This window comes from Streptomyces rhizosphaerihabitans, assembly GCF_025399795.1.
Classification (GTDB): domain Bacteria; phylum Actinomycetota; class Actinomycetes; order Streptomycetales; family Streptomycetaceae; genus Streptomyces; species Streptomyces rhizosphaerihabitans.
In genome coordinates, this window is record NZ_JAODTZ010000075.1 from 13,147 (window position 1) to 34,148 (window position 21,002).

19 protein-coding genes and 3 pseudogenes are annotated in these 21,002 nt (G+C 68.2%); 16 read left to right on the plus strand and 6 right to left on the minus strand.

The genetic code is table 11. The annotated features are described in order from the left end of the window. Window positions 1-50: 50 nt before the first annotated feature. The 6 genes from N4G66_RS41195 (at window position 51) to N4G66_RS41220 (ending at window position 6,248) form a co-directional block, all read left to right on the plus strand. Window positions 51-1,091: an ABC transporter permease gene (locus N4G66_RS41195; RefSeq protein ID WP_261709438.1), complete on the plus strand. Its 1,041-nt coding sequence runs from the start codon at window positions 51-53 to the stop codon at window positions 1,089-1,091. Further along, window positions 1,084-2,076 (plus strand): ABC transporter permease, encoded by a 993-nt coding sequence (locus N4G66_RS41200; protein ID WP_261709439.1) that lies wholly within the window; start codon window positions 1,084-1,086, stop codon window positions 2,074-2,076. The genes N4G66_RS41195 and N4G66_RS41200 overlap by 8 nt, the downstream gene beginning before the upstream one ends. A 38-nt stretch (window positions 2,077-2,114) precedes the next feature. After that, window positions 2,115-3,200, plus strand: coding sequence for a rhamnose ABC transporter substrate-binding protein (gene rhaS, locus N4G66_RS41205; protein ID WP_261709440.1), 1,086 nt, complete (start codon window positions 2,115-2,117; stop codon window positions 3,198-3,200). Between the two features lie 103 nt (window positions 3,201-3,303). Further along, the gene (locus N4G66_RS41210; RefSeq protein WP_261709441.1) at window positions 3,304-3,624 is read left to right on the plus strand and encodes an L-rhamnose mutarotase; all 321 of its coding nucleotides are present in this window, start codon (window positions 3,304-3,306) and stop codon (window positions 3,622-3,624) included. A 97-nt stretch (window positions 3,625-3,721) separates the two neighbouring features. After that, a complete protein-coding gene (locus N4G66_RS41215; protein ID WP_261709442.1) occupies window positions 3,722-5,146 on the plus strand; it encodes a BNR repeat-containing protein in 1,425 nt (474 codons plus the stop codon). 76 nt (window positions 5,147-5,222) lie between these two features. Further along, on the plus strand, window positions 5,223-6,248 hold the full coding sequence (locus tag N4G66_RS41220; protein ID WP_261709443.1) for a LacI family DNA-binding transcriptional regulator: 1,026 nt from the start codon (window positions 5,223-5,225) through the stop codon (window positions 6,246-6,248). 879 nt (window positions 6,249-7,127) lie between these two features. Here the strand turns inward: N4G66_RS41220 and N4G66_RS41225 are convergent. Continuing rightward, window positions 7,128-7,847, minus strand: a complete 720-nt coding sequence (locus tag N4G66_RS41225) for a metal-dependent transcriptional regulator (protein ID WP_261709444.1) — start codon at window positions 7,845-7,847, stop codon at window positions 7,128-7,130. An 8-nt stretch (window positions 7,848-7,855) separates the two neighbouring features. Continuing rightward, window positions 7,856-8,389 (minus strand): YbhB/YbcL family Raf kinase inhibitor-like protein, encoded by a 534-nt coding sequence (locus tag N4G66_RS41230; RefSeq protein WP_261709445.1) that lies wholly within the window; start codon window positions 8,387-8,389, stop codon window positions 7,856-7,858. Window positions 8,390-8,545: 156 nt separating this feature from the next. Here N4G66_RS41230 and N4G66_RS41235 point away from each other — a divergent pair, with 156 nt between their 5' ends. The 4 genes from N4G66_RS41235 (at window position 8,546) to N4G66_RS46310 (ending at window position 11,543) form a co-directional block, all read left to right on the plus strand. Beyond that, the gene (locus N4G66_RS41235) at window positions 8,546-9,244 is read left to right on the plus strand and encodes a GntR family transcriptional regulator (protein WP_261709446.1); all 699 of its coding nucleotides are present in this window, start codon (window positions 8,546-8,548) and stop codon (window positions 9,242-9,244) included. A 281-nt stretch (window positions 9,245-9,525) separates the two neighbouring features. Next, window positions 9,526-9,936, plus strand: coding sequence for a hypothetical protein (locus tag N4G66_RS41240; RefSeq protein ID WP_261709447.1), 411 nt, complete (start codon window positions 9,526-9,528; stop codon window positions 9,934-9,936). Window positions 9,937-10,309: 373 nt separating this feature from the next. Further along, window positions 10,310-11,014, plus strand: coding sequence for an ISL3 family transposase (locus tag N4G66_RS41245; RefSeq protein WP_261709457.1), 705 nt, complete (start codon window positions 10,310-10,312; stop codon window positions 11,012-11,014). Between the two features lie 154 nt (window positions 11,015-11,168). After that, window positions 11,169-11,543 (plus strand): ISL3 family transposase, encoded by a 375-nt coding sequence (locus N4G66_RS46310; protein ID WP_449343327.1) that lies wholly within the window; start codon window positions 11,169-11,171, stop codon window positions 11,541-11,543. On the opposite strand, the gene N4G66_RS41255 is transcribed toward N4G66_RS46310, so the two are convergent. Beyond that, window positions 11,533-12,144 (minus strand): hypothetical protein, encoded by a 612-nt coding sequence (locus N4G66_RS41255; protein WP_261709449.1) that lies wholly within the window; start codon window positions 12,142-12,144, stop codon window positions 11,533-11,535. The genes N4G66_RS46310 and N4G66_RS41255 overlap by 11 nt on opposite strands. 231 nt (window positions 12,145-12,375) lie before the next feature. Between N4G66_RS41255 and N4G66_RS41260 the strand changes: the two genes are divergently transcribed. The 3 genes and pseudogenes from N4G66_RS41260 to N4G66_RS41280 all read left to right on the plus strand — a co-directional run bounded on the left by N4G66_RS41260 (window position 12,376) and on the right by N4G66_RS41280 (window position 14,691). Continuing rightward, window positions 12,376-12,924, plus strand: coding sequence for a hypothetical protein (locus N4G66_RS41260; protein WP_261709450.1), 549 nt, complete (start codon window positions 12,376-12,378; stop codon window positions 12,922-12,924). 89 nt (window positions 12,925-13,013) lie between these two features. Continuing rightward, window positions 13,014-14,078, plus strand: a pseudogene (locus N4G66_RS46315) (IS630 family transposase). Window positions 14,079-14,187: 109 nt separating this feature from the next. After that, window positions 14,188-14,691 carry an Imm1 family immunity protein gene (locus N4G66_RS41280; RefSeq protein ID WP_261709452.1) on the plus strand — a complete coding sequence of 168 codons (504 nt, stop codon included), beginning with the start codon at window positions 14,188-14,190 and terminating at the stop codon, window positions 14,689-14,691. A gap of 366 nt (window positions 14,692-15,057) precedes the next feature. On the opposite strand, the gene N4G66_RS41285 is transcribed toward N4G66_RS41280, so the two are convergent. Continuing rightward, entirely contained in the window at window positions 15,058-15,240 is a 183-nt protein-coding gene (locus tag N4G66_RS41285; RefSeq protein WP_261709453.1) for a hypothetical protein, read from the minus strand. A gap of 285 nt (window positions 15,241-15,525) precedes the next feature. On the opposite strand from N4G66_RS41285, the pseudogene N4G66_RS41290 reads away from it, so the two are divergent. Then, window positions 15,526-16,195, plus strand: a pseudogene (locus N4G66_RS41290) (IS6 family transposase). Window positions 16,196-16,554: 359 nt separating this feature from the next. Here N4G66_RS41290 and N4G66_RS41295 read toward each other — a convergent pair. Further along, window positions 16,555-18,357, minus strand: a complete 1,803-nt coding sequence (locus N4G66_RS41295; protein WP_261709454.1) for a S8 family peptidase — start codon at window positions 18,355-18,357, stop codon at window positions 16,555-16,557. A gap of 226 nt (window positions 18,358-18,583) precedes the next feature. On the opposite strand from N4G66_RS41295, the gene N4G66_RS41300 reads away from it, so the two are divergent. Next, on the plus strand, window positions 18,584-18,805 hold the full coding sequence (locus N4G66_RS41300; RefSeq protein WP_261709455.1) for a hypothetical protein: 222 nt from the start codon (window positions 18,584-18,586) through the stop codon (window positions 18,803-18,805). Between the two features lie 97 nt (window positions 18,806-18,902). Here N4G66_RS41300 and N4G66_RS41305 read toward each other — a convergent pair. Further along, window positions 18,903-19,031 (minus strand): annotated as a pseudogene (locus N4G66_RS41305) (thioredoxin-disulfide reductase); the annotation flags it as partial. Window positions 19,032-19,532: 501 nt separating this feature from the next. Between N4G66_RS41305 and N4G66_RS41310 the strand changes: the two are divergent. After that, window positions 19,533-20,411 carry a CAP domain-containing protein gene (locus N4G66_RS41310; protein WP_261709456.1) on the plus strand — a complete coding sequence of 293 codons (879 nt, stop codon included), beginning with the start codon at window positions 19,533-19,535 and terminating at the stop codon, window positions 20,409-20,411. Window positions 20,412-21,002 lie beyond the last annotated feature (591 nt).

The following is a 21,002-nucleotide window of genomic DNA, read 5'->3' on the forward strand; positions in this document are numbered from 1 at the left end:
ATCGAGAGGGCTGCCCGAATGACCCCGATCATCCCCCGGAGGGCCGCCGCATGACGGTGACCGCGCCCACCCCCGCCCCCGCCACCGAAGTGCCCAGGTCCAGCGGCACCCGGCTGGTGGACCGTGTCTTCAAGATGCGCGAACTCGCCATCCTGGCGGTCTTCCTGGTGATGATCGCCATCACCCAGATGGGCAACAGCGAGTTCCTGTCCGAGCAGGGCATCAAGGACCTGCTGCTGAACGCGACCATCCTCGTGCTGGTCGCCACCGGCCAGTCCCTCGTCGTCATCACCCGCAACGTCGACCTGTCGGTCGGCTCGACGCTCGGTGTCAGCGCCTTCGCGGCGGGCACCTATCTGCAGGGCGGCGGCAACCCCGTCGTCGCGGTCCTCCTCGCGGTGCTGCTCGGCATCGGCTGCGGACTGGTCAACGGACTGCTCGTCAGCCTCGGTCAGGTGCCCGCCCTCGTCGTCACCCTCGGCACCCTCTACATCATCCGCGGCATCGACTCCATCTGGGTCGGCTCCCGGCAGATCACGGCGGCCGATCTCCCCGGCGGATTCGTCGACTTCGGCTCCGGCGGCATCTCGGCGGTCCCGTATCTCGCGCTGATCGCCCTGGCCGTCCTGGTGGTCGCCGCGTACTACCTCAAGCACTTCGGCAGCGGCCGAGAGCTCTACGCGCTCGGCTCCAACCCGGAGGCCGCGCGGCTGGCCGGCATCCCGGTCCGCAACCGCATCCTGACCGCCTACATCGTCTGCGGCGGCCTCGCCGGACTCGCCGGAGCCCTCTACCTCGCCCGGTTCGGCAACGTCGACTCCGGCACCGGCACCGGATACGAACTCACCGTCGTCAGCGCGGTCGTGGTCGGCGGTGTCGTGTTCACCGGCGGCTCCGGCAGCGTCTACGGGGCCGCGCTCGGCGCCCTGCTGCTCACCTCCATCAACAGCGTCCTGCCCGCCCTCGGCGTCAGCTCCGTCTGGGTGCTCGCCATCAACGGCATCCTGCTCATCCTCGCCATCGCGGTCGACCGGATCGTCGCGCTGCGCGTGGCCGCCGCCCTGAAGAAGAGGAACGCCCGCCATGGCTGACTCCGCTCTCGCGCGCGCCGTCCGCTGGGACACGGTCGTCGGCGCCCTCCTCATCGTCCTGCTGCTCTTCTCCTTCTCCTTCGTGGACGGCTTCGGCAACGCGCTCAACCTGTCGTTCCTGATCGGCAACACCCTGCCGATCGCGCTGATCGCCCTGCCCATGACGCTGCTCGTGGTGGCCGGCGAGATCGACCTCTCCGTCGCCTCCACGGCCGGGCTGTCCGGCTCGGTGATGGGCGCCCTGTGGAACCAGGGCATGTCGATCGAGACGATCATCCCGCTCTGTCTGGTGCTCGGCGTGGTGTGCGGGCTCGTCAACGGCCTGCTGGTGACCCGGCTCGGACTGCCGTCCCTCGCCGTCACCATCGGCACGCTCGCCGCCTACCGGGGCATCGCCCAGATCGTGCTCGGCTCCGACGCGGTCACCGACTTCCCCACCCAGTACCAGGACTTCGCGGCCGGTCGGATCGGGGACACCTTCGTCCCGCAGGCCCTCCCGCTCTTCCTGGTGCTGCTCGCCGTCGCCGTTCTCGTGCTGCACGCAACCCCCTTCGGGCGCTCCGCGTTCGCGATCGGCGCCAACGAGGAAGCCGCCCGGTTCGCCGGCATCCGGGTCAAGCGGCACAAGCTGCTCCTGTTCGTCGCGACCGGCTTCATGGCCTCCCTGACCGGCGTGTTCTGGGCCCTGCACTACGCCAGCGCCCGCTACGACAACGCCACCGGGCTCGAACTCTCCGTCGTGGCCGCCGTCCTGCTCGGCGGCATCGACTTCGACGGCGGCAAGGGCACGCTCGGCGGCGCGATCGCGGGAGTCTTCCTGCTCGGCGCCCTGCAGAACGTGATGAGCCTCCTCAATGTCTCCGCGCAGTCGCAGATCGTCGTCACCGGCGTTCTGCTCGTCGTCTCCGTGCTCGGCCCCCGGGTCGCACGGCAGATCTCCGTAGCGAGGGCGGGCCGCAGAGCCGCCTCGACTCCGATCTCGTAACCCCCGCTCCGCTCACCCTCGTAAAGGAACCCTCTGCCATGCGCAAGTCTTCGATCCGCCGCACCTGCGCGGCGCTCGCCGCCGTCACCTCCCTCGCCCTGGCCGTCACCGCCTGCGGCGGCACCACCAAGAACGACGTCAAGGACACGGTCGGCTCGGGCGCCGTCGCCGACGGCAAGGCCGACCCGAACGCGGTCACCAAGAAGGGGCTGACTGTCGGCTTCCTGCCCAAGGCGGTCAACAACCCCTACTTCACCTCCTCCGACAAGGGCGGCGAGAAGGCGCTGACCGAACTGGGCTCGAAGTACAAGGAGGTCGGCACCAGCAGCGCCACCGACACCAGCGGCCAGGTGAGTTACGTCAACACGCTCACCCAGCAGCAGGTCGACGCGATGGCGGTCTCCGCACAGGACCCGGGCGCCCTGTGCACCGCGCTCAAGCAGGCCATGACGAACAAGATCAAGGTCGTCACCTACGACTCCGACACCAAGGCCGACTGCCGCAACGCCTTCGTGTCGCAGGCCAGCGCCGAGGACCTGGGCCGCACCGAGGTGCAGCTGCTCGCCAAGCAGATCGGCTACAAGGGCGAGATCGCGATCCTGTCCGCCGGGCAGACCGCGACCAACCAGAACACCTGGATCGACTTCATGAAGGAAGAGCTGAAGGACCCCAAGTACAAGGACATGAAGCTGGTCAAGGTCGCCTTCGGCAACGACGAGGCCCAGCAGTCCTTCCAGCAGACCCAGGGCCTGCTCCAGGAGTACCCGAAGCTCGCCGGGATCATCTCCCCGACCACCGTCGGCATCAAGGCGGCCGCGCAGTACCTGTCCGGTTCCAAGTACAAGGGCAAGGTCAAGCTGACCGGCCTCGGCACCCCCAACGACATGCGCAAGTACGTCAAGAACGGCACCGTCGAGGGCTTCGAGCTGTGGGACCCGGCGAAGCTCGGCGAGCTGGCCGCCCGTACCGCCGTGGCGCTGTCCTCGGGACAGATCACCGGCAAGGAGGGCGAGACCTTCAAGGCCGGCGACATGGGCTCCTTCACCATCGGCAAGGACGGCGTGATCAACCTGGGCAAGCCGACCGTCTTCGACGCCAAGAACATCGACCAGTTCAACTTCTGAGGTCTGACGGCCAGGCGGTCCGACGTCTTCACGATCCGAGTCCTCACGATCTGATGTCTCGACCGTCTCGCCGGTCCGACTCCCAGACCCCGGAGGGTCATTGATGCAACGTGTGTGCTTCCTGCTGAAGGTCCGTGCGGACCGCCTCGACGAGTACCGCGAGCGGCACGCCGCCGTGTGGCCCGAGATGCTCGACGCGCTCTCGGCCACCGGCTGGCACAACTACTCGCTCTTCCTGCGCGAGGACGGCCTGCTGGTCGGCTACCTGGAGACCGAGGACTTCGCGGCCGCGCAGGCCGCCATGGAAGCCACCGACGTCAATGCCCGCTGGCAGACGGAGATGGCGCCGTTCTTCACCTCGCTGGACGGCGCCAGACCCGACGAGGCCATGAAACCCCTCACCGAGGTGTTCCACCTCGCCTGAACGGCCGAGGTGTTCCATCTCGCCTGAACAGCCCGCCCGACTTGGCTGAACAGCCCGTCCGACCCACCCGCCCGCAGTCCGATCGAGGAGCCCGTACATGAGACGACGCACCGTGCTGACGACGGCCCTGCTGGGCGCCGTGGCAGGTCCCGCCCTCACCGCACAGACAGCGCGAGCGGCCGTTCCCGGCCCCTCCGTCACCCTCTCCGGCACCACCCAACTCGACTCCCAGGCGATCTACTTCGTCTCCTACGACGGTCTGGTCAACAACAACTCGTTCCAGAAGAACGGTCTGTTGACCTACCGCGGCTACCAGTACGCGGCCTGGTACACCGCCGACCGCAGCGCGGTCGTCGCCCGCCGCGCGCTCGGCGCCACCACCTGGTCCAAGATCACGCTCGGCCACAAGCTCAAGAGCGACGACTCCCACAACGTCATCTCCATGGGCGTCTCCCGGACCGACGGCCGGCTGCACCTGAACATGGACTCGCACAGCGACGGCTTCTTCTACGTCAAGTCGGTGGCCGGGCTGCTCGACAACGCAGCGTCGACGGCCTGGACCTCCGCCGTCCTCGGAGCCGTCCAGACCTCCTTGGACGGCCTCGCGCTCACCACGCAGTTCACCTATCCGCAGTTCGTCGCGACCCCGGACGGCGGCCTTCAGCTGAGCTACCGGGTCGGCGTCTCCGGGAACGGGCGCAACGCCCTTGCCGAGTACGGTGGTTCGTCCTGGACGGCGCTCGGCGAGTGGTCCGCCTCCACGGGGACCTACACCAGCGTGCACGGGTCGAGCACGGCACGCAACATGTATCTGCACGGGATCGACTACGACCTGAACGGCCGGCTGCACTCCTTCTTCACCTGGCGTGAGCAGAACGCCGCCGTGATGTGCAACGCCGGAGGCATCACCAACCACGACACCGGCTACGTCTACTCCACCGACCGGGGCCGCAGTTGGCGCAACGACGCGGGCACCGTCGTCGGCACCACCGGAACCTTGGGCACCGTCGCCGTCACCGACACCGGACTCGTCGTCGACTCCCTCGACCCCGACCACTCGCTGATGAACCAGGAGAGCCAGGCCACCGACTCGGCGGGTCTGCCGCACGCGATCATCAGCTATGTGCCCGGACGCTTCGGGCAGTGCACCACCAACTACGTCACCGACCGCACGGCCAACGGCCGCGCCTTCCACCTGCGCAAGAACGCCTCGGGCGGCTGGACCAAGACCGAGATCCCGATCGCCCTGAACTCCAGCCAGCGCACCAAGCTGGTCCTGGACCGGTACGACAACGCCTACGCGATCATGCCGTTCGGACGGATCGCCGGCGCCTCGAAGTCCTCCGGACACACCGACTGGAAGCTCCTGTTCGACGGCAGCGGCCTGAACGCCTTCGGCGAGGTCGTCATCGACGAGACGCGCGTCCCGCAGGACGGAACGCTGTCCGTGATGTACCAGGAGAAGTCCAGCGGGACCACAGCCTCGGCGCTGCACGTCGTCGATTTCCGGCTGCCCTCATGACCACTGAATTCGACCCGCTCGCGGGTAATGTGAGGGCCTGCCTGCCGCTTCTCGTTCTTCTGGAGGTTCCCGCCTGATGGCCCAGTCGGTGGGTATCAAGGACGTCGCCCGTGCCGCCGGAGTGTCCGTCGGAACGGTCTCGAACGTGATCAACCGCCCCGACTCGGTGGCCTCCGAGACGAGGGCACGCGTCCTGTCCGCCATCGACCGGCTCGGCTATGTACGCAGCGAGTCGGCACGCCAACTGCGGGCCGGACGCAGCCGGATCATGGGGCTTCTCGTCCTCGACATGGGCAACCCGTTCTTCGTGGACGTCGCGCGCGGCGCCGAGCGCGCCGCACGGGAATCCGGACTCGGCGTGATGGTCTGCAACAGCGCGCAGAGCCCGAGCGAGGAGGCCGACTATCTGTCGCTCTTCGCCGAGCAGCGGGTGCGCGGGGTGCTGCTGACGCCCACCGACGCGAGCGGGCGCAACATCGAGGCGTTCCGCCGCAACGGCATCCCCTTCGTGCTGGTCGACCGGGTCGCCGAGGGCACCACCGAGTGCTCGGTTTCGGTCGACGACGTGGCGGGCGGCGCGCTCGCCGTCCGGCACCTCGTGGACGCCGGACACCGCTCGATCGCGTACGTCAGCGGACCGCCCGGCCTCAGCCAGGTCAGGGACCGCCGAACGGGCGCACTGAACGCGCTCGCCGAGGCGGGCCTCGGCCCGGCGAATCTGCGCGAGCTGCCGACCGAGCGCCTCGACGTGGCCGCCGGGCGCGACGCCGGCGCCCGGCTCCTGGGCCTCGCCGAGCGGCCCACCGCCGTCTTCTGCGCCAACGACCTGCTCGCCCTCGGCGTCCTGCAGGCCATGTACGCGGCCGGTGTCGGCGTACCGGACGACCTCGCGATCGTCGGCTACGACGACATCGAGTTCGCGGCCGCCGCGGCCGTACCGCTCACCTCCGTGCGCCAGCCAGCCGTGACCATGGGCGCCCTCGCGGCGGAACTGCTCCTGGAGGAGATCGACGCCGAGACCGCGCCGGCGCCGCACGAACACCGGCGGGTCGTGCTCCAGCCGGAGCTGGTCGTGCGCCACTCCAGCCTGGCGGCGCGCTGACCAGCGGTTCAGCTTGATCTAGGGAGGAGCTCCGGGCGTCTGTACCCGGGGGGAATTACTTCTCTGGGCTGTTCTGACCCGCAGGGTTGCACGGGTCTGCGCTGTTGGCCTCAGCCGGGGTTTGGTTCTCGACGTACTCCTTGATGATCGACAACGGCACCTAAGGGCTGTCCCGTAATCCCCGGTGGATCGGCGCGCGGCGTCAGATGCTGGGGGCCCCTGCCACGCCTTTCGGGCTGTGGGGGAGCATCGCAAGGCGGAGGGTCGTCCTCATACTGGGCGTATTCGGGCGATCCGACAACGCGGCGTGGGGGTCCCCCCTGCTCGAAGAGCTTGGGGGAGTGCCGTAGCTGTCGTCGTGCGCCCGCCGGGGATTACGGGACAGCCCTTAGAGGTCGTTTTCACGCAATTTATTCCGCTTCAGCATCCCCAGAAGGCCACTCGCACCTCTCATGTAATGGGTCAGAGCGCGCCGCGGTAGGCGTAATCGCCGATACGGCGATTCTTTGGAGTGAGACAGGCTTGCTGGGATGAGGCAGACAATACGGTCGTCCGCTCAGTCGCACTGGCCGCAAGGGGCGCCGGCACCTCAAGAGTCGAGTCTCGTCACGGCGACATGTTTGGATAAAACAGACTCTACTGATGAAAACGACCTCTCAGTAGGTGTTTTCCAACCCGGTTCGTCGAGTGGTCATGGGTCCGGTTTGTGAGTGCATTTGCTGTCCAGGACGCTCTCGCCCTCGACGAGGTCCCGGCAGTCCTGGGAGAACTGGCCAGCCGTCACGTGCGGAGCGAGCTCGTGCATGCGTTCCGCTGAATCAGGCGGACGGCCCTCGACCACGATCGTGGTCGAGGGCCGTCCGCCTGCCTGCAAGGGACTTACGGCCTGGGGCAGCGTCCGGCTGGGCTCCGCTTGGCCACGAAGACATGCGCGGCGGCCTGCGTGGGGAGTTCCGCGGCCTCCCCGTCGCTGCTGACCGTCACGCCGCCGGGCGAGGACGTCACGCTCACGACCACGCCGGGCTGCACCCCGGCGTGCCGCAGGGTGTACATCAGCTGAGGGTTGGTCTGGATCAGCTCCCTGATGCACCGTACGACCGCGCTCGCGCCGTTCGGTCCGGGCTCAAGGTCGCTGAGGCTGACCATGCTCTCGCCGGGGAACGGATCCACGGTGCTCTTCCCGCCGAGTTCCTCCAGGCCCGGGATCGGGTTGCCGTAGGGCGACTTGGTCGGGTGCCGCAGCAGCTCAAGGATGCGGCTTTCGACGGCCTCGCTCATCACGTGCTCCCAGCGACAGGCTTCGGTGTGGGCCCGCTCCCACTCCAGCCCGATCACGTCGACGAGCAGGCACTCCGCGAGCCTGTGCTTGCGCATCACGCGCGTGGCGATCCGTCGGCCCTCCCCGGTCAGCTCCAGGTGCCGGTCGCCGGCGACGTGCAGCAGACCCTTGCGCTCCATGCGGGCGACGGTCTGGCTGACGGTGGGGCCGCTCTGGTCCAGGCGCTCGGCGATGCGGGCGCGCAGGGGGACCACGCCTTCTTCCTCGAGCTCCAGAATCGTGCGGAGATACATCTGAGTGGTGTCGATGAGTGGGGACATGCTGTTGGTCAGGCGGGGGTTTCGGCGGTGGCCGTCAGTACCGCGCGGCCGAGGATGCGGCCGGCCATGGTGAAGCCGAGGACGGCCGGGGTGGCGTCGGCCGGGACGCCGATGGAGGCGACGTCGAGGGCGTGCACCACGACGAAGTAGCGGTGTGGGCCGTGCCCGGCCGGCGGGGCGGCGCCGATGAAGCGGGCCGCACGGGCGTCGTTGGGCAGCTGGAAGGCGCCCTCCGGCAGGCCCGAGCCGGCGTCGTCGCCGGCGCCCTCGGGCAGCTCGGTGACGGTGGCGGGGACGTCGGCGACCGCCCAGTGCCAGAACCCGGACCCGGTGGGGGCGTCGGGGTCGTAGACGGTGACGGCGTAGCTCTTGGTGCCTTCCGGGGCGCCGCTCCAGGACAGCTGCGGGGAGACATCCTTCCCGCCGGGGACGCCGGAGGAGTACTGCTCGGGCGACCATGCGGCGCCGTCGGTGACGGTGGTGCTGGTAACGGTGAAGGAGGCCACCTCGGGGAGGCGGGCGAAGGGGTCGTTGGCGCTCATCGCGTCGTTCCTTTCAGGCCGTGCAGTGGGTTGGCGGTGATGCGGCCGACGGGGCCCACAGCGTCGTGTGGAGGCACCGTCACCGTCTTTCATCAACCGCTGGATCGACCATAACACTAATAATCGATTATTCGCTGGATCGTCTATGCTGAGGGCATGACTCAGACGGCCCACACCTCGACCTCACCGGGGAAGCAGATGCTCTCCGAGCAGGTCTACGCACACCTGCGGGACGCGATCATGCGCGGGAACCACGCCCCCCGTGACGCCCTCAAACCGCAGGACCTCGCCAAGGAACAGGGCGTGAGCCTGGCCGTCGTGCGCGAGGCGCTCGTGCGACTGGTCGGCGAGGGCCTCGCCGACCGGCTGCCCAACCGCGGCTTCGCCGTCCCAGCCTGCTCCGACCGCCGCTGGCAGGAGATCGCGGAGGCCCGCCGGACCATCGAACCGGTCATGCTGCGCATGTCCATCGAACGCGGCGACCTCGACTGGGAGTCCCGCGTACGAGCCGCCCACCACCGCCTGGCCCGCACCCCGGCGTACGCGCCGGAGGAGGGCGAGTACTACAGCGGCGCATGGTCCGAAGCCCACCGGGTCTTCCACCGCACCCTGCTGGAGGGCTGCGGCAACCCCGTCCTGCTGGAGACCTTCGACCGGACATGGACCGCGAGCGAACTGGCTCGCCGCTGGTCGGCGCACCGCGTCCCCGACCGGGACCACGCCGACGAGCACCGCCAGCTGGAGGAGGCGGCGCTGGCCCGCGACGCCGACACCGCGGCCGAGGTACTGACCCAGCACCTCACCCAGACCGCGGCTGGACTGACCGGCTGCACCCTTCGCGAACCCGCGAAGTAAGCCTGATGCGTCTCGTCGACCCGGCCGGAGATCTGACCTGATCACCGACACCGGAACTGTGGACGGCGCCGACGCTAGTGAGATTCCGCCTGCCCAAGCCACTGCGTGACGAGTTCGAGGCGTTCGCCAAGGGCAAGGGACCCACGCCTTTGTGACGCGGGGTTGGCCTGCGGCGATGTTCGAGAGCAGGTGAATGCCGCCGACGTTCAGCACCTCAAGCTCAGCTGTCCTTCTCGTGGCTGGATGACAGGGAAGACCTCATCCCTGCCACCCAGGTCGGCGTGAAGATCCCCGTACGAGACGGCACCGTCGGACAAATCCACGCCGTCACCAGATTCCTTCTCCCCGGAACCGGCTGCCTGTGGTGCGACGGACTGATCAACCCCACCGACCTCGCCATCGACATGCACACCCCCACCGACCGAGCCGCCGCCCAATACGTCCCCGGCACACCAGCCGCCAGCGTCCTCCCCCTCAACGCCCTTACCGCCGCCGAAGGCGTCAGCCACTTCATGCACGCCGTCAGCTGCCTCCACGACGACGACCTCGACCACGCCAACGTCCTGCACAGCCCCCGCACCCGAACGCGAGACCTCATCAACTCCCGCACCAACCCCGACTGCCGATGGTGCGCCCCGAAAGAGCAGTTCGCGCTCGGAGACCGACCGACCGGCAATGTGGCATCGAGCTGACAGAGCAGCCCCACGAACCGAAGCGATTCACCGAGAGCTTCCCTTCGGTAGCGGACCTACCAGCGCATGCCCAACTGATCGAGTTCCGCTCGGCGCTCCGGGCGAGTGGCTTTATCGAGCAGTAGTGGTTCTGGCTCGCTTTCCGTGAAGCGCATACGTTGGGTGACAGCTGACGTCAGCGGCAGTCTCCGGGAAGTTGCCTGAAAATGATCAGTGCCGATCTTGGGGTGGCCGACAGTTCGGGGTCGTGGAAGAGACATTGCTCCGGCTGGAGGGGCTGTTGTTCCCGTCGGTCGCGGACGTGACGGTGCTATCAGTGGACGTGAACGACGAGGCGGTACGTGTCGACGCCCGCAGTACGACGGCCGAGGCGGTGTGTCCGAGTTGCGGGTGCTCTTCAAGCCGAATACACAGCTCCTACCTGCGGTTTCCCGCCGATGTACCCAGCGCGGGACGACGGGTGGTTCTATGCCTGCGAGTCCGCAGGTTCTTCTGTCTGGACGCTGTATGCGGACGGCGGACATTCGTCGAGCAGATGCCGGGGCTGACCAGGAGGTACAGCAGGTGGACCGAACGTCTGCGATCGACCCTGGCCATGGTTGGCCTCGCCCTCGCAGGCCGGGCCGGCGCCCGGATGGCGAGCGTCTTCGGGGTATCTGTCAGCCGCAGTACGGTGCTGCGGCTGGTCGACATGCTGCCCGAGCCGGACGTGCCGGCCCCGCGGGTGGTCGGCGTCGACGAGTACGCCACACGCAAGGGCCGCGTCTACGGCACCGTGCTGGTCGACTGCGAGACCCGACGGCCGGTGGACCTGCTGCCTGATCGGGAGGCGTCCAGCCTGGCCAAGTGGCTGTCGAGGCGACCGGGCATCGAGGTGATCTGCCGGGACCGTGCTCCGTTCTTCGCCGAAGGCGCTTCGGCAGGGGCACCCCAAGCGATTCAGGTCGCTGACCGGTGGCATCTGTGGCACAACCTCAGCGAGGCCGCCGAGCGAGCTGTTGCCCGCCACCGCCAGTGCTTGCGCCTCCTGGCCCCGAACCAGTCCAGGAGGGATACGACGAGCCCGCACCATCCATGAACGCTGGAACGAGGGCTGCACCAACGCCTGGAAACTCTGGGAGGAAATCGTCCCGCTCGGTTACAAGGGCAGCTACGGCATCGTCAGCGCCTACATCAGGAAGAAGCGCACGTCACCCCGACCGGTCACCGCACAACCCCCGGCACCCCGCCAGGTGGCCAGATGGATTCTCAGCCGCCCGGAAACACTTACGGAGATCGAGCAGTTCCGGCTCAAGGCCGTGCTGGCCAACTGCCCCGAACTTGACGCCCTCACCGGGCACGTCCGGTCCTTCGCCCGGATGCTCACCGAGCGCCGGGGCGAACGACTCCCTGAGTGGCTCGACGCCGTCCGCCAGGACGACCTGCCCAGCCTTCACACCCTTGCCGCAGGCATCGACCGCGACCGCGACGCGGTCATCACCGGTCTGACCATGCCCTGGAACTCAGGCGTGGTTGAAGGACACGTCAACCGCATCAAGATGCTCAAGCGCCAGATGTTCGGCCGCGCCGGCTTCGACCTTCTGCGAAAAACGAGTCCTACTCGCTGAGTGACTCCTCAGTCTCCGATCGTAGATCGTAGATCGGGAACGTAGTGGGTGAAGGACGTTCCTTGCACGCTTCTCCGTGCAGTTCTTCGGGCCCCAGCGCCCAGGCGATGGCCTCGCCCCGACCGCAGAATGAAGGATCGAGGTGGAACGTGGTCCGGGTCCCGACCGGTTTTGGCGCTATGAACTCTTCCCTGAGGCCGGTCGGTTCCATTCCGACTAGCTCCTGGCGATAGCCGTGGCCATCCAGCCACACCTCGATGACCGTGCGGACGCTGAGTGCGGCAGCTGCGGAGGGAGCCCAGCGCTGCATGTCGAACATGTCGAGCAGGGAACCGAAGAATCCCGGAAGAGGCCTCTCCCGTTCATCGGCGCTGGGGCGCTGATCGCTCTCCACTGTGAAGCTGAGATCAGATCCGATCTCGACACTGATCTGTCCATGCCTGCCGTTGCGACGGTGCAGCGCGTCCCAGGCCACCGCCCGCAGGACCTCGGTGGGAAACTCGGGGCTGCCCTGATCGACGAGGAAATACCTCGCTGGGCGGCGCCGCACGTGCTCCACGAAGTCGACCACCCGAAGCGGCTCGACGGTGAACCTCTCCACTCGCCCTCCCCATCTCTGCACTTTTCAGCCAGCCACAGCCGATCATGGCACCCACCACAGGCAAGCACCACGCTCCCTGCTCGTCCGGTAGCCATGACGGATTGTCACCAATCACGGAAGTTGAGCCAGAACCACTAGAGATCTTTAAGGGTGTGGGTTACGTGGTGTCGGCGTATGGCCGGGTGCGGGGCTGCTTCAGCGCTGTCAGTGGGGCAGGGCATGATCCGTTGGATGCGCTACACAACGTGGACTTCAGATCGCATGTTCGTCTCTTATGGGCAGTACTACCTGCAGGGCGACGACTTTCTCAGCGCGTACGACGACACCGACACGGTCGGGCGGATCTATGCGGGAAACAGCCTGGCAGCAGGGGGCCCGGAACACCTCACGGTGCTCGCGGGCACGCACACCGGCTGGATACGCCTGACCACGCAGCACTGCGCGGATGAACCACTCCTGCCGGGCCAGGAGTGGGAGAGCGTAGTGGACGTGAGCATCTGCAGCACGAGTGGCATCCTGCGACTATTCCGGTGGGGCGGGGATGTCGAGGACGATGCCGGGAACTTCGCCACGGCCGGCGCGGGCTGGTACCGGGTCCGCGTCCAGGCACGCGGACGCGATGAAGGCGATGCACACGAAGGCGACATTCCTGTGGAAGAGCACTTTCTGAGTGTCTGGCCGGCACCGCCGCAACCCGACACCGTCCACCGTGCAAACGACACCTTCGCCCGCACGCACTACGACCCCGCCCGGCCTCCCGGCCAACCCATTCGACCCTGAGCACGTACTTGTACTGCGTGGAGTAACCAAAGGTGTACGCCGACACGTGGGGTCGTGACGGTTGGTGTGGGCCGCGCTATGCCGGAAGGATGAGGTATCCCGATGGCGGAGGGCTGACCGTTGAGGAACGGGTTCGGCGTGAGCGGGTCCGGCTGGCGGCCGCTGATCTGATCGAGGCCGGGGCCAGTGACCGGGAGGTGGCCCGGCAATTCGGGGTGACCCGAATGTCGGCGAACCGCTGGCGGCGGGCACTGGCTGCGGGTGGCTGGCTCTGGTCTCCAAGGGTCCCGGCGGTGCCCGCTGCAAGCTCGATGCGAGTCAACTGCGCGTGCTGGAGGCGGTGTTGGATGCGGGCCCAGCCGCTGCCGGCTGGAGTGACCAGTGCTGGACCCTGGCGAGGATCACGGAGGTCGTACGACGTCGGTTCGGCGTGGAGTACACCCTGGCCGGGATGGACCTGCTGCTGCACCGCATCGGCTGGAGCGTGCAGGTCCCGTCCCGCAAAGCCACCGAGCGCGACGAGGAGAAGATCGTCGCCTGGAAGGACGAGCAGTGGCCCGTCATAAAAAGACGGCGGCGGACCTGGGCGCCTGGCTCTGCTTCGAGGACGAAGCCGGCCAGGGGTTGAGGCCGCCCAAGGGTCGAACCTGGGGCCGACGAGGTCACACACCCGTCGTGCGGGTCACCGCCGCGGGCACCAAACGGGTCTCGATGGCGGCCCTGATCTGCACCAGGTCCGGCTACCGGTCCCGGCTGATCTACCGCATCCACCTCGACCGCGGCCCCGCCAAAGGCCGGCGCAAGGGCTTCACCGAGACCGACTACGCCCGCCTGCTCGACACCGCACATCAACAGCTCGGCGGCCCGATCGTGCTGGTCTGGGACAACTTGACACGCACGTCAGCCGCACCATGCGGCAGCTGATCGACACTCGATTATGGCTGACCGTCTACCAACTGCCGCCCTATGCACCCGAGTTCAATCCGGTCGAGGGCGTGTGGTCACACCTGAAACGGTCCCTGGCCAACCTCACCAAACACAGCCTGGACCAGCTCACCGCGCTGGTGAAGACCCGGCTCAAACGAATGCAGTACCGGCCCAGCCTCATCGACGGCCTCATCGCCAAGACCGGCCTCGACTTCCGACCGCCGTAACCTCAGCCATTGAAGATCTCTAGACATCGACGAAGCCAGGGCGAGCTTGTCGGCCCGCCGCCGGGTGTTGTCGAGCCACCCTCCGAGGCGGACGGACGTACCGTTCCTCATGCAGGCGCTGACAGCCCATCACTCTCATACTCGCCTGGGAGGGTTGGGCCCGGAGAGCGAGAAATTGGAAGGAAAAATAGTGCAGGGGAAGGCTGAGGTCTTTTATCGACGAGGGCATGCGGACAAGCACCCCGTGCTGGGCGTCGACGATATTGACGGCCTCATCGACACGCTTCTCGCCAGTTCGGAGCTCGAGAATACGGCCATCCTGTACTCCTTGGATCGGCCACTTCTTGAGTATGGTGATCCGGATCATGAGTTCCGGGTCGGCGTGGACAAGGACCTCCAGGTGGGAATTCTCGCCTTCATTGACGAAATGGGAAACTTCGTTTCGCTCAATAGCGGGAAAGGGCGTGGGGTTGTTACCTACGGTCTAGATGGGGAAGGGAAGGACTTCCCCGAGTGCTCGGAAGTTCCTATTGTTCTCGTGCGCCAGGCCTTGAAAGAGTTCTTGACTTCTGGGGGGCAGCGACCCTCGTGCGTCTGGTGGCAGGACTGGTGATGCCACATCTCATGGCTCGGCCCGTAGGGGATCCGCGCCATGAGGCGGTTGGGCACCACATGCGATTGCGCCGTTCAGAGGAACAGGCTTGGTTGTCAGCAGGGGACGGGCGGGCCTCGAGGAAGGCTGCCGCGCAGGAGGAGCTGGCGGGCCAGGGGAGCGTGGACGCGCCGGGCCCGCTGCACGCGGCTGCTGCTTGCTTCTGCCGCAGGCGGTCAGGAACGTGACCAGCTGTTCGCGGCTGGTCGGCAGGCCCTTGCGGCTGATGATCCGCCACGAACGCGGGGTGCGCCCGGAGCAGCGGCATCAGCACGTCCAGGAGCTCGGTCACTTTGTCGTCGTCACTCATGACGCGGATCTGTGCCATCAGGCGTCCACCGCGCTCGACGCGTCGTCCTCCACGAGGAGCCAGGGCGCTGCGCCGGACACCGTGAAGGGCACGCGGGCTGCAACGAGATCGAGGGTGCCGAGCAGTTCGGCGACGTACTCGGTGTCGTCCAGGTCCGGCGGGACCGGGTGGCCAGCGCCGGGGCCGCAGACCACGGGCACGCCCTCCGGGTGGAGGTTGACCCGGGCGAGCCACTCGGGCGGCAGGAAGGTGGGCGCGGGCGGCCGCGGCCGCCGAGACGCTGGAGTGCACGGCGCGCAAGACAACGGTCCCGCGGCCGGCGGCCGGGCGGTTCGAGTCGCTGTGGCGGGCGGGGTGGCGGTGGCTGGCGAGGCGCTGTCACGTTGACTGACCGGGTGGGATGATCTTCTGGTTGATCATGCTGGGAGGGGTCGTCCGTGGAGAGTACGTCGCCGTCGTACAGGGGGCACAGGCACCCGGTCGAGGTGATCTCCCACTGTGTGGCTGTACTTCCGCTTCCCGCTCAGCTTCCGCGAGGTCGAGGAGCTGATGCTCGAGCGCGGCGTCATCGTCTCCTACGAGACCATCCGCCGCTGGTGCGCCAAGTTCGGCCAGGCCTACGCGAACGGACTGCGCTGCCGCTGGCCCCGGCCCGGGGACAAGTGGCACCTGGACGAGGTGTTCATCAGGATCAACGGCGAGCTGAAGTACCTGTGGCGGGCCGTCGACCAGGATGGCAACGTACTCGACATCCTCGTCCAGAACCGGCGGGACAAGGCCGCCGCCCGACGCTTCTTCCGCAGGCTGATGAAGAAGACCCGGTCGGTGCCGAGGGTGGTCGTCACGGACAAGCTCCGCTCCTACGGCGCGGCCCACCATGAGGTCATGCCCTCCGTCGAGCACCGCTCCCACAAGGGACTGAACAACCGGGCCGAGAACAGCCACCAGCCCACGCGGCAGCGTGAACGTGCGATGAAGGGCTTCCGCAGTACCGGTGGAGCCCAGCGGTTCCTGTCCGCGTTCAGCGGCATCTCACCCCACTTCCCGCCCCACCGCCACCTGATGACAGCCTCCGACCACAGAGCCCAGATGACCATCCGCTTCGCCATCTGGGACCAGATCACCGGCGCTGACAGCCGGCCCACCACGGCCTGAACACAGGCCCGGACCGCAGGCCCACCACGCCCCGACGCACCATCAGACAGTCACGCACCCAACAACGTGACAACGCCCCCCGCTGCCCGTACGGGCAGCGCGGACACGGCCCTGCAGCTCCTCAGGGAGGCGCACGGTGAGCTGGACGCCGGCCCCAGGCCGTTCGCGGCCTTCCTGGACGTCTCCGGCATATGGGCCCCGACCGCGGCGTTCACCGCTGCCGAGGCCCATATGCCCTCTGCCACCCAGCAGTTCGCAGCCCTGGCCGAACAGACCGCAGCCCGCCTTGTCCGTGGCCGCGGGCAAGGAGCTGTCGTTGGCACAGTGCGTGTTGTACGCGGGTGTTGCCGGGCCCTGCGCTAGAAGGTCAGGTTCCAGGCGTCGATCTTGCCTGTGTCGGAGGCGGCGTTGTCGTTGACGCGCAGCTTCCAGGTGCCGTTCGCGACCTCCGATGAGGCGTTTACGGTGTAGGTCTGGGCGATGTTGTCGGCGCTGCCGCCGGCGTGGTTGTGCAGCGTGTAGACGGTGCCGTCCGGCGCCACCAGGTCGACCTTCAGGTCACCGATGTAGGTGTGCTTGATGTCCACACCCACCTTGAGGGTGGCCGGGGCGTTGCCGGTCACGCCGGTTATGGCGATTGGGCTCTCCACGGTCGCGTTGTCGTTGATGGCGAAGTCCGCGAGGTTCTCGAAGTACTTACCGGGCGGCGGGGTGGTCCCGACGGCCTTGAGGGCGTCGACTTGTCCTTCGCCGAAGAACGAATTGTTGGCCGTCGTGCCCGTGCAGCGGCTGTCCGAGGGGCAGGCGATGTCGTTGGCCTGGGCGGCCAGCTTGGCGCGGATCTGCGCCGGGGTGATGCCCGGGTTGGCGCTGGCGATGAGTGCCGCCACGCCGACCACGTGCGGGGTGGCCATCGAGGTGCCGCTCTTGCTGCCGTAGCCGCCGCCGGGGACGGTGGAGTACACGTTGCTGCCCGGCGCCGCGACGTCGATGACGCCCTGCCCGTAGTTGGAGAACGAGGCCTTGGTGACACCCGTGCCGTTGGCCGCGACCGTGACCACGCCCGGCAGCTCGGTCGGGATGTCGAGGCAGGCGTTGGTGATCGTGCGGGTGACCGGCGTCGAGTCGTTCGGGCTCGCGGAGTCGGTCGTCTTGTGGGCGAGGTCGTAGTTCTCGTTGCCCGCGGCGGCGATCTGGAGGGAGCCCTTGCCCTCGGCGTACTCCTGGGCGCGCTTGACGCCCTCGATGATGGCGGCCTGGTCGATGTTGTCCGGGCAGTTGAACTGCCACGGGTCCGTGTAGTAGCTGTTATTGGTGACCTTGAAGCCGTGGTCACCGGCCCAGACGAAGCCGCAGATGGTGTTCTCGGCGAAGAAGAAGGAGTTGCCCGGCTCAGCAACCCGGACCGCGGAGATCTTCACCCCGGGGGCCACGCCGACGACGCCCTTGCCGTTCTTGGCCGCGGCGATGGTGCCCGCTACGTGGGTGCCGTGCGTGTCGACGTCCCGCCAGGCGCCGACACGGGTGTCGGGCTTGCCATAGGCGCAGGAGACCGAGTCGGCCGCGTTGAAGTTGGGCGCCAGGTCCTGGTGCTGGTCGTCCACACCGGTGTCCAGGATGCCGACTGTGACGGAGGCGGAGCCCGGGTTCACGGCCCAGGCCTGGTCGGCCTTGATCTGGCTCATGTCGGCCCGGACCGGTTCTCCGGCCGGGGTCGAGGCCTGGGCCGGATTGGCCGGGAGCGCCGGGTTGTAGGCGTCGGCCGGGACGTCCGAGGTGCGCGTGGCGCCGACCTGCTGCACGCCGGCGATGCCGCGCATGGTGGCGGCGAATTCGCTGGACGCCGAGTGGGCGACGATCACGCCGATGGCGTCGAAGTTCGAGAAGACGGTGCCGCCGTTGGCCGCGATCGCGGAGCGGACCGCCGAACTGTCACCGGGGGCGGTGATCACGAGGTAGGCACGCGTGCCGGCCACCCAGGTCGCACTCTGGGAAGCCGGCACGGCGGCCGGAGCGTGGGCCTTGGCGGCTGGCACGGAGGAGGGGTCGATGGGGAGCGTGCCCGCGAGGGCGCCCGGGGCGCCGAACGCGAGGGCGGCGGCGCCGAGCGTGGCCGCCAGGACCAGCGTGCGTCTAGTCCGGCTGGATATGTGGGGTATCAATGCGTCCTCCGGAGACGGCCCGGCCGTGCTGAGGGCACCGGCGGGGCCGTACGAAACGAGTGGTGGATGCAAGATGTCAGGCGCGTGCTCCCGTACGGAAGTACCTTTCCGTGCAGGGGTGTTATAGGGGAATGGCTGAAAAGAGACATACTCCGGGCATCGGGGGATCGGGATCCACCGGGAGCTCGGCGACGTCGACCGCCCCCTGGCGTACGCCGCCGACCTGGTGCCGGCCATCGACGGGGTGGACCGGCTGCTGGCGTGGTGGCTGACCGAGGTGCGCCCGCAGTTCGGTGACGAGCCCGCCGGCGGGCAGGCCGTGCTGCTGCCCAGCCGCCGGCACACCCTCGAGGGCGGGCGGCGTCCGGCCTGTGCGGTCACCCTGCGCGACGGAGACCAGCGTCCGGAACCCGTCCCACTTGGGCTCCACAGCGCAGCCCGGCCGTAGATCGGGCTCGGGCACGGGGGCGCTCAGCATCGGTCTGGCAGCATCCACGTCGCAGTGGACGCCTTCCATCAGATGTCCCGGTGTTGTCCTCTTGCCTTTACGCGGGGACCGAGGCGAGGGCGTGTTCGTCGCCCAGCGCCGCGAGGTGGCGTTCGGCGTCCAGGGCCGCCTGGCAGCCGCTGGCGGCGGCGGTGATGGCCTGGCGGTAGGTGTGGTCGACGACGTCACGGCATCTACGCCGGCGACCTCGACGCGCTCCTGCGCACGGTCATTGCCGCCTGACTGCCCCCGCACGCCGGGCACTGAAAGGGTTGCGGGGGAAAGTCGGTGACATCCCTCACGTGCCCGGTCCTCATCAACGTGCCGCGATAGTACGTGGCGTGTGGCTGATATAGGCGGATCTGGCATATGGAAGCAGGCATACGCGGCATCTCGGCCGGGGTCACCGGCCCGGGTCACCGGCCTCGAGCCGCCGGACCGCCTCTGCCGTCCTTCTGACGGAGTGTCAGGCGCCGGCGGCGTCCGGCGCGGCGGCCCGGCACAATCCCGGGCCGGATTCAAGGGTGCCCTCGCCTACTAGGCGAGATAGTTGAAGCCCCCGTTGTCGTGCCCTCCCGCGGCTTTTAACAATGACGGCCCCGCAAGGCGTCCCCGCAGGTCAAGCGCAGTGTCTGTGCGAAACCGAGCCCGCCGGAGGCGCAAGGAGAGTCGACCGAACGAGGTCCGCATGAGGAACCACCCGAAGCACGGCAGGAAGACGCGCCGCCGGCCCATAGTCGTCGCCGTCCTGGCGATGGGCGCGGTGGCGGTGCCGTCGGCTGCCATGGCGTGCATGGGCGACGAAGGAGCCGAGGCCATCACCGCCACGTCCAGCGGTCCCTGGACGGACGGGAAGAAGACGTCCTGGGACGGACACCGGACGGACGGGAAGAAGACGTCCTGGGACGGACACCGGACGGACGGGAGGAAGACGTCCTGGGACAGGCACCGGGGGCGGGACGTGCGGACCGCGAAGCCCACGGCGACGGCTTCGCCCTCGGCCTCGCCGACGACCTCTCCCAGGACTGAGGCGCCCGCCCCGGAGAAGCCCAAAGCGCCCGTCTCGAAGGCGACCACCCCGCCCGCCCCGACGAGGACCACCGTCGCGCCGAAGCCGACCGCCGTGCCCCCCTCGACGACCGCCGCACCGAAGCCGCCCACCATCACGGCTCCCGCCGCAGGCACGGCGACCCCCGCCGTCGCCCGCGTGGTCGCCCTGGTCAACAGCGAGCGCGCCAAGGTCGGTTGCTCCCCGGTCGCCCTGAACGCGAAGCTCTCGCAGGCCGCCCAGGCTCACAGCGCGGACATGGCGAGCCACAACACCATGTCGCACACCGGTTCCGACGGGTCCGACCCGGGACAGCGGATCACGCGCGCGGGCTACCTCTGGAGCACCTACGGCGAGAACGTCGCGTACGGGTACTCCACGCCCGAGCAGGTCATGGCGGGCTGGATGGCCAGCGCCGGCCACAAGCGCAACATCCTGGACTGCGGCTTCAAGGAGATCGGTGTGGGGGTGGCGCAGCCAGGCAACTACTGGACGCAGGACTTCGGCACGGCCCGCTGACGCTCACGGGGCCCACGCCCGTCACGGCCCGTAGGCCGGCCCTGCCCCGAAGGGCAGCGCGCACCCGGGCCGCGTCCACGTCGTGCAGGGGTGGCCCCCCCACCAGACGCGGGTGCTGCTCCTGACCGATGCCGAAGCCGCCGCGTGGGTCACCTCCACGGCGGCCGGAGAGAGCTGACCCCGAGTCGGACACACCACGGGCCCCGGAGAATCAGCCATGACATCTCCGGGGCCCGACTTCATGGAGTCACGCTGTTCAACGACGCCGCGACATCGGCGTCACGCCCGCCAACCGGTCTCCGGCGGGTGTGCTGGGGGGCCAGGTCTCGTGAGTGCGTCGACTGGGCGAGCGATTGCCGCTCAGGACAGACGGCGATCCGTCCGCCGCCGCGCCGCCGGTGCCGGTGGCGTGCGGAAGGCGGTGTGGACATCGGCCTGCGGGGAGGTCAGCGGACGTCGACGTAGTCGCCTGAGGATGAGGTGTCGAAGTACTGGCTCGTCGCCGTCCAGGTCGTGGTCCAGGTGCCGTCCCGCAGGGCTGTGAACTTCTTGGAGAAGGTGCCGCCCTTGCCGGTCTTCACGGTGCCCATG

Bases quoted from the DNA above. Each gene is read 5' to 3' on its own strand.
- N4G66_RS41195 (WP_261709438.1), top strand. From the start codon at position 51: ATGACGGTGACCGCGCCCACCCCCGCCCCCGCCACCGAAGTGCCCAGG.
- N4G66_RS41200 (WP_261709439.1), top strand. From the start codon at position 1,084: ATGGCTGACTCCGCTCTCGCGCGCGCCGTCCGCTGGGACACGGTCGTC.
- N4G66_RS41280 (WP_261709452.1), top strand. From the start codon at position 14,188: ATGCAGGCGCTGACAGCCCATCACTCTCATACTCGCCTGGGAGGGTTG.
- N4G66_RS41235 (WP_261709446.1), top strand. From the start codon at position 8,546: ATGACTCAGACGGCCCACACCTCGACCTCACCGGGGAAGCAGATGCTC.
- N4G66_RS41310 (WP_261709456.1), top strand. From the start codon at position 19,533: ATGAGGAACCACCCGAAGCACGGCAGGAAGACGCGCCGCCGGCCCATA.
- N4G66_RS41260 (WP_261709450.1), top strand. From the start codon at position 12,376: ATGCGCTACACAACGTGGACTTCAGATCGCATGTTCGTCTCTTATGGG.
- N4G66_RS41225 (WP_261709444.1), bottom strand. From the start codon at position 7,847: ATGTCCCCACTCATCGACACCACTCAGATGTATCTCCGCACGATTCTG.
- N4G66_RS41210 (WP_261709441.1), top strand. From the start codon at position 3,304: ATGCAACGTGTGTGCTTCCTGCTGAAGGTCCGTGCGGACCGCCTCGAC.
- N4G66_RS41220 (WP_261709443.1), top strand. From the start codon at position 5,223: ATGGCCCAGTCGGTGGGTATCAAGGACGTCGCCCGTGCCGCCGGAGTG.
- N4G66_RS41230 (WP_261709445.1), bottom strand. From the start codon at position 8,389: ATGAGCGCCAACGACCCCTTCGCCCGCCTCCCCGAGGTGGCCTCCTTC.
- rhaS (WP_261709440.1), top strand. From the start codon at position 2,115: ATGCGCAAGTCTTCGATCCGCCGCACCTGCGCGGCGCTCGCCGCCGTC.
- N4G66_RS41215 (WP_261709442.1), top strand. From the start codon at position 3,722: ATGAGACGACGCACCGTGCTGACGACGGCCCTGCTGGGCGCCGTGGCA.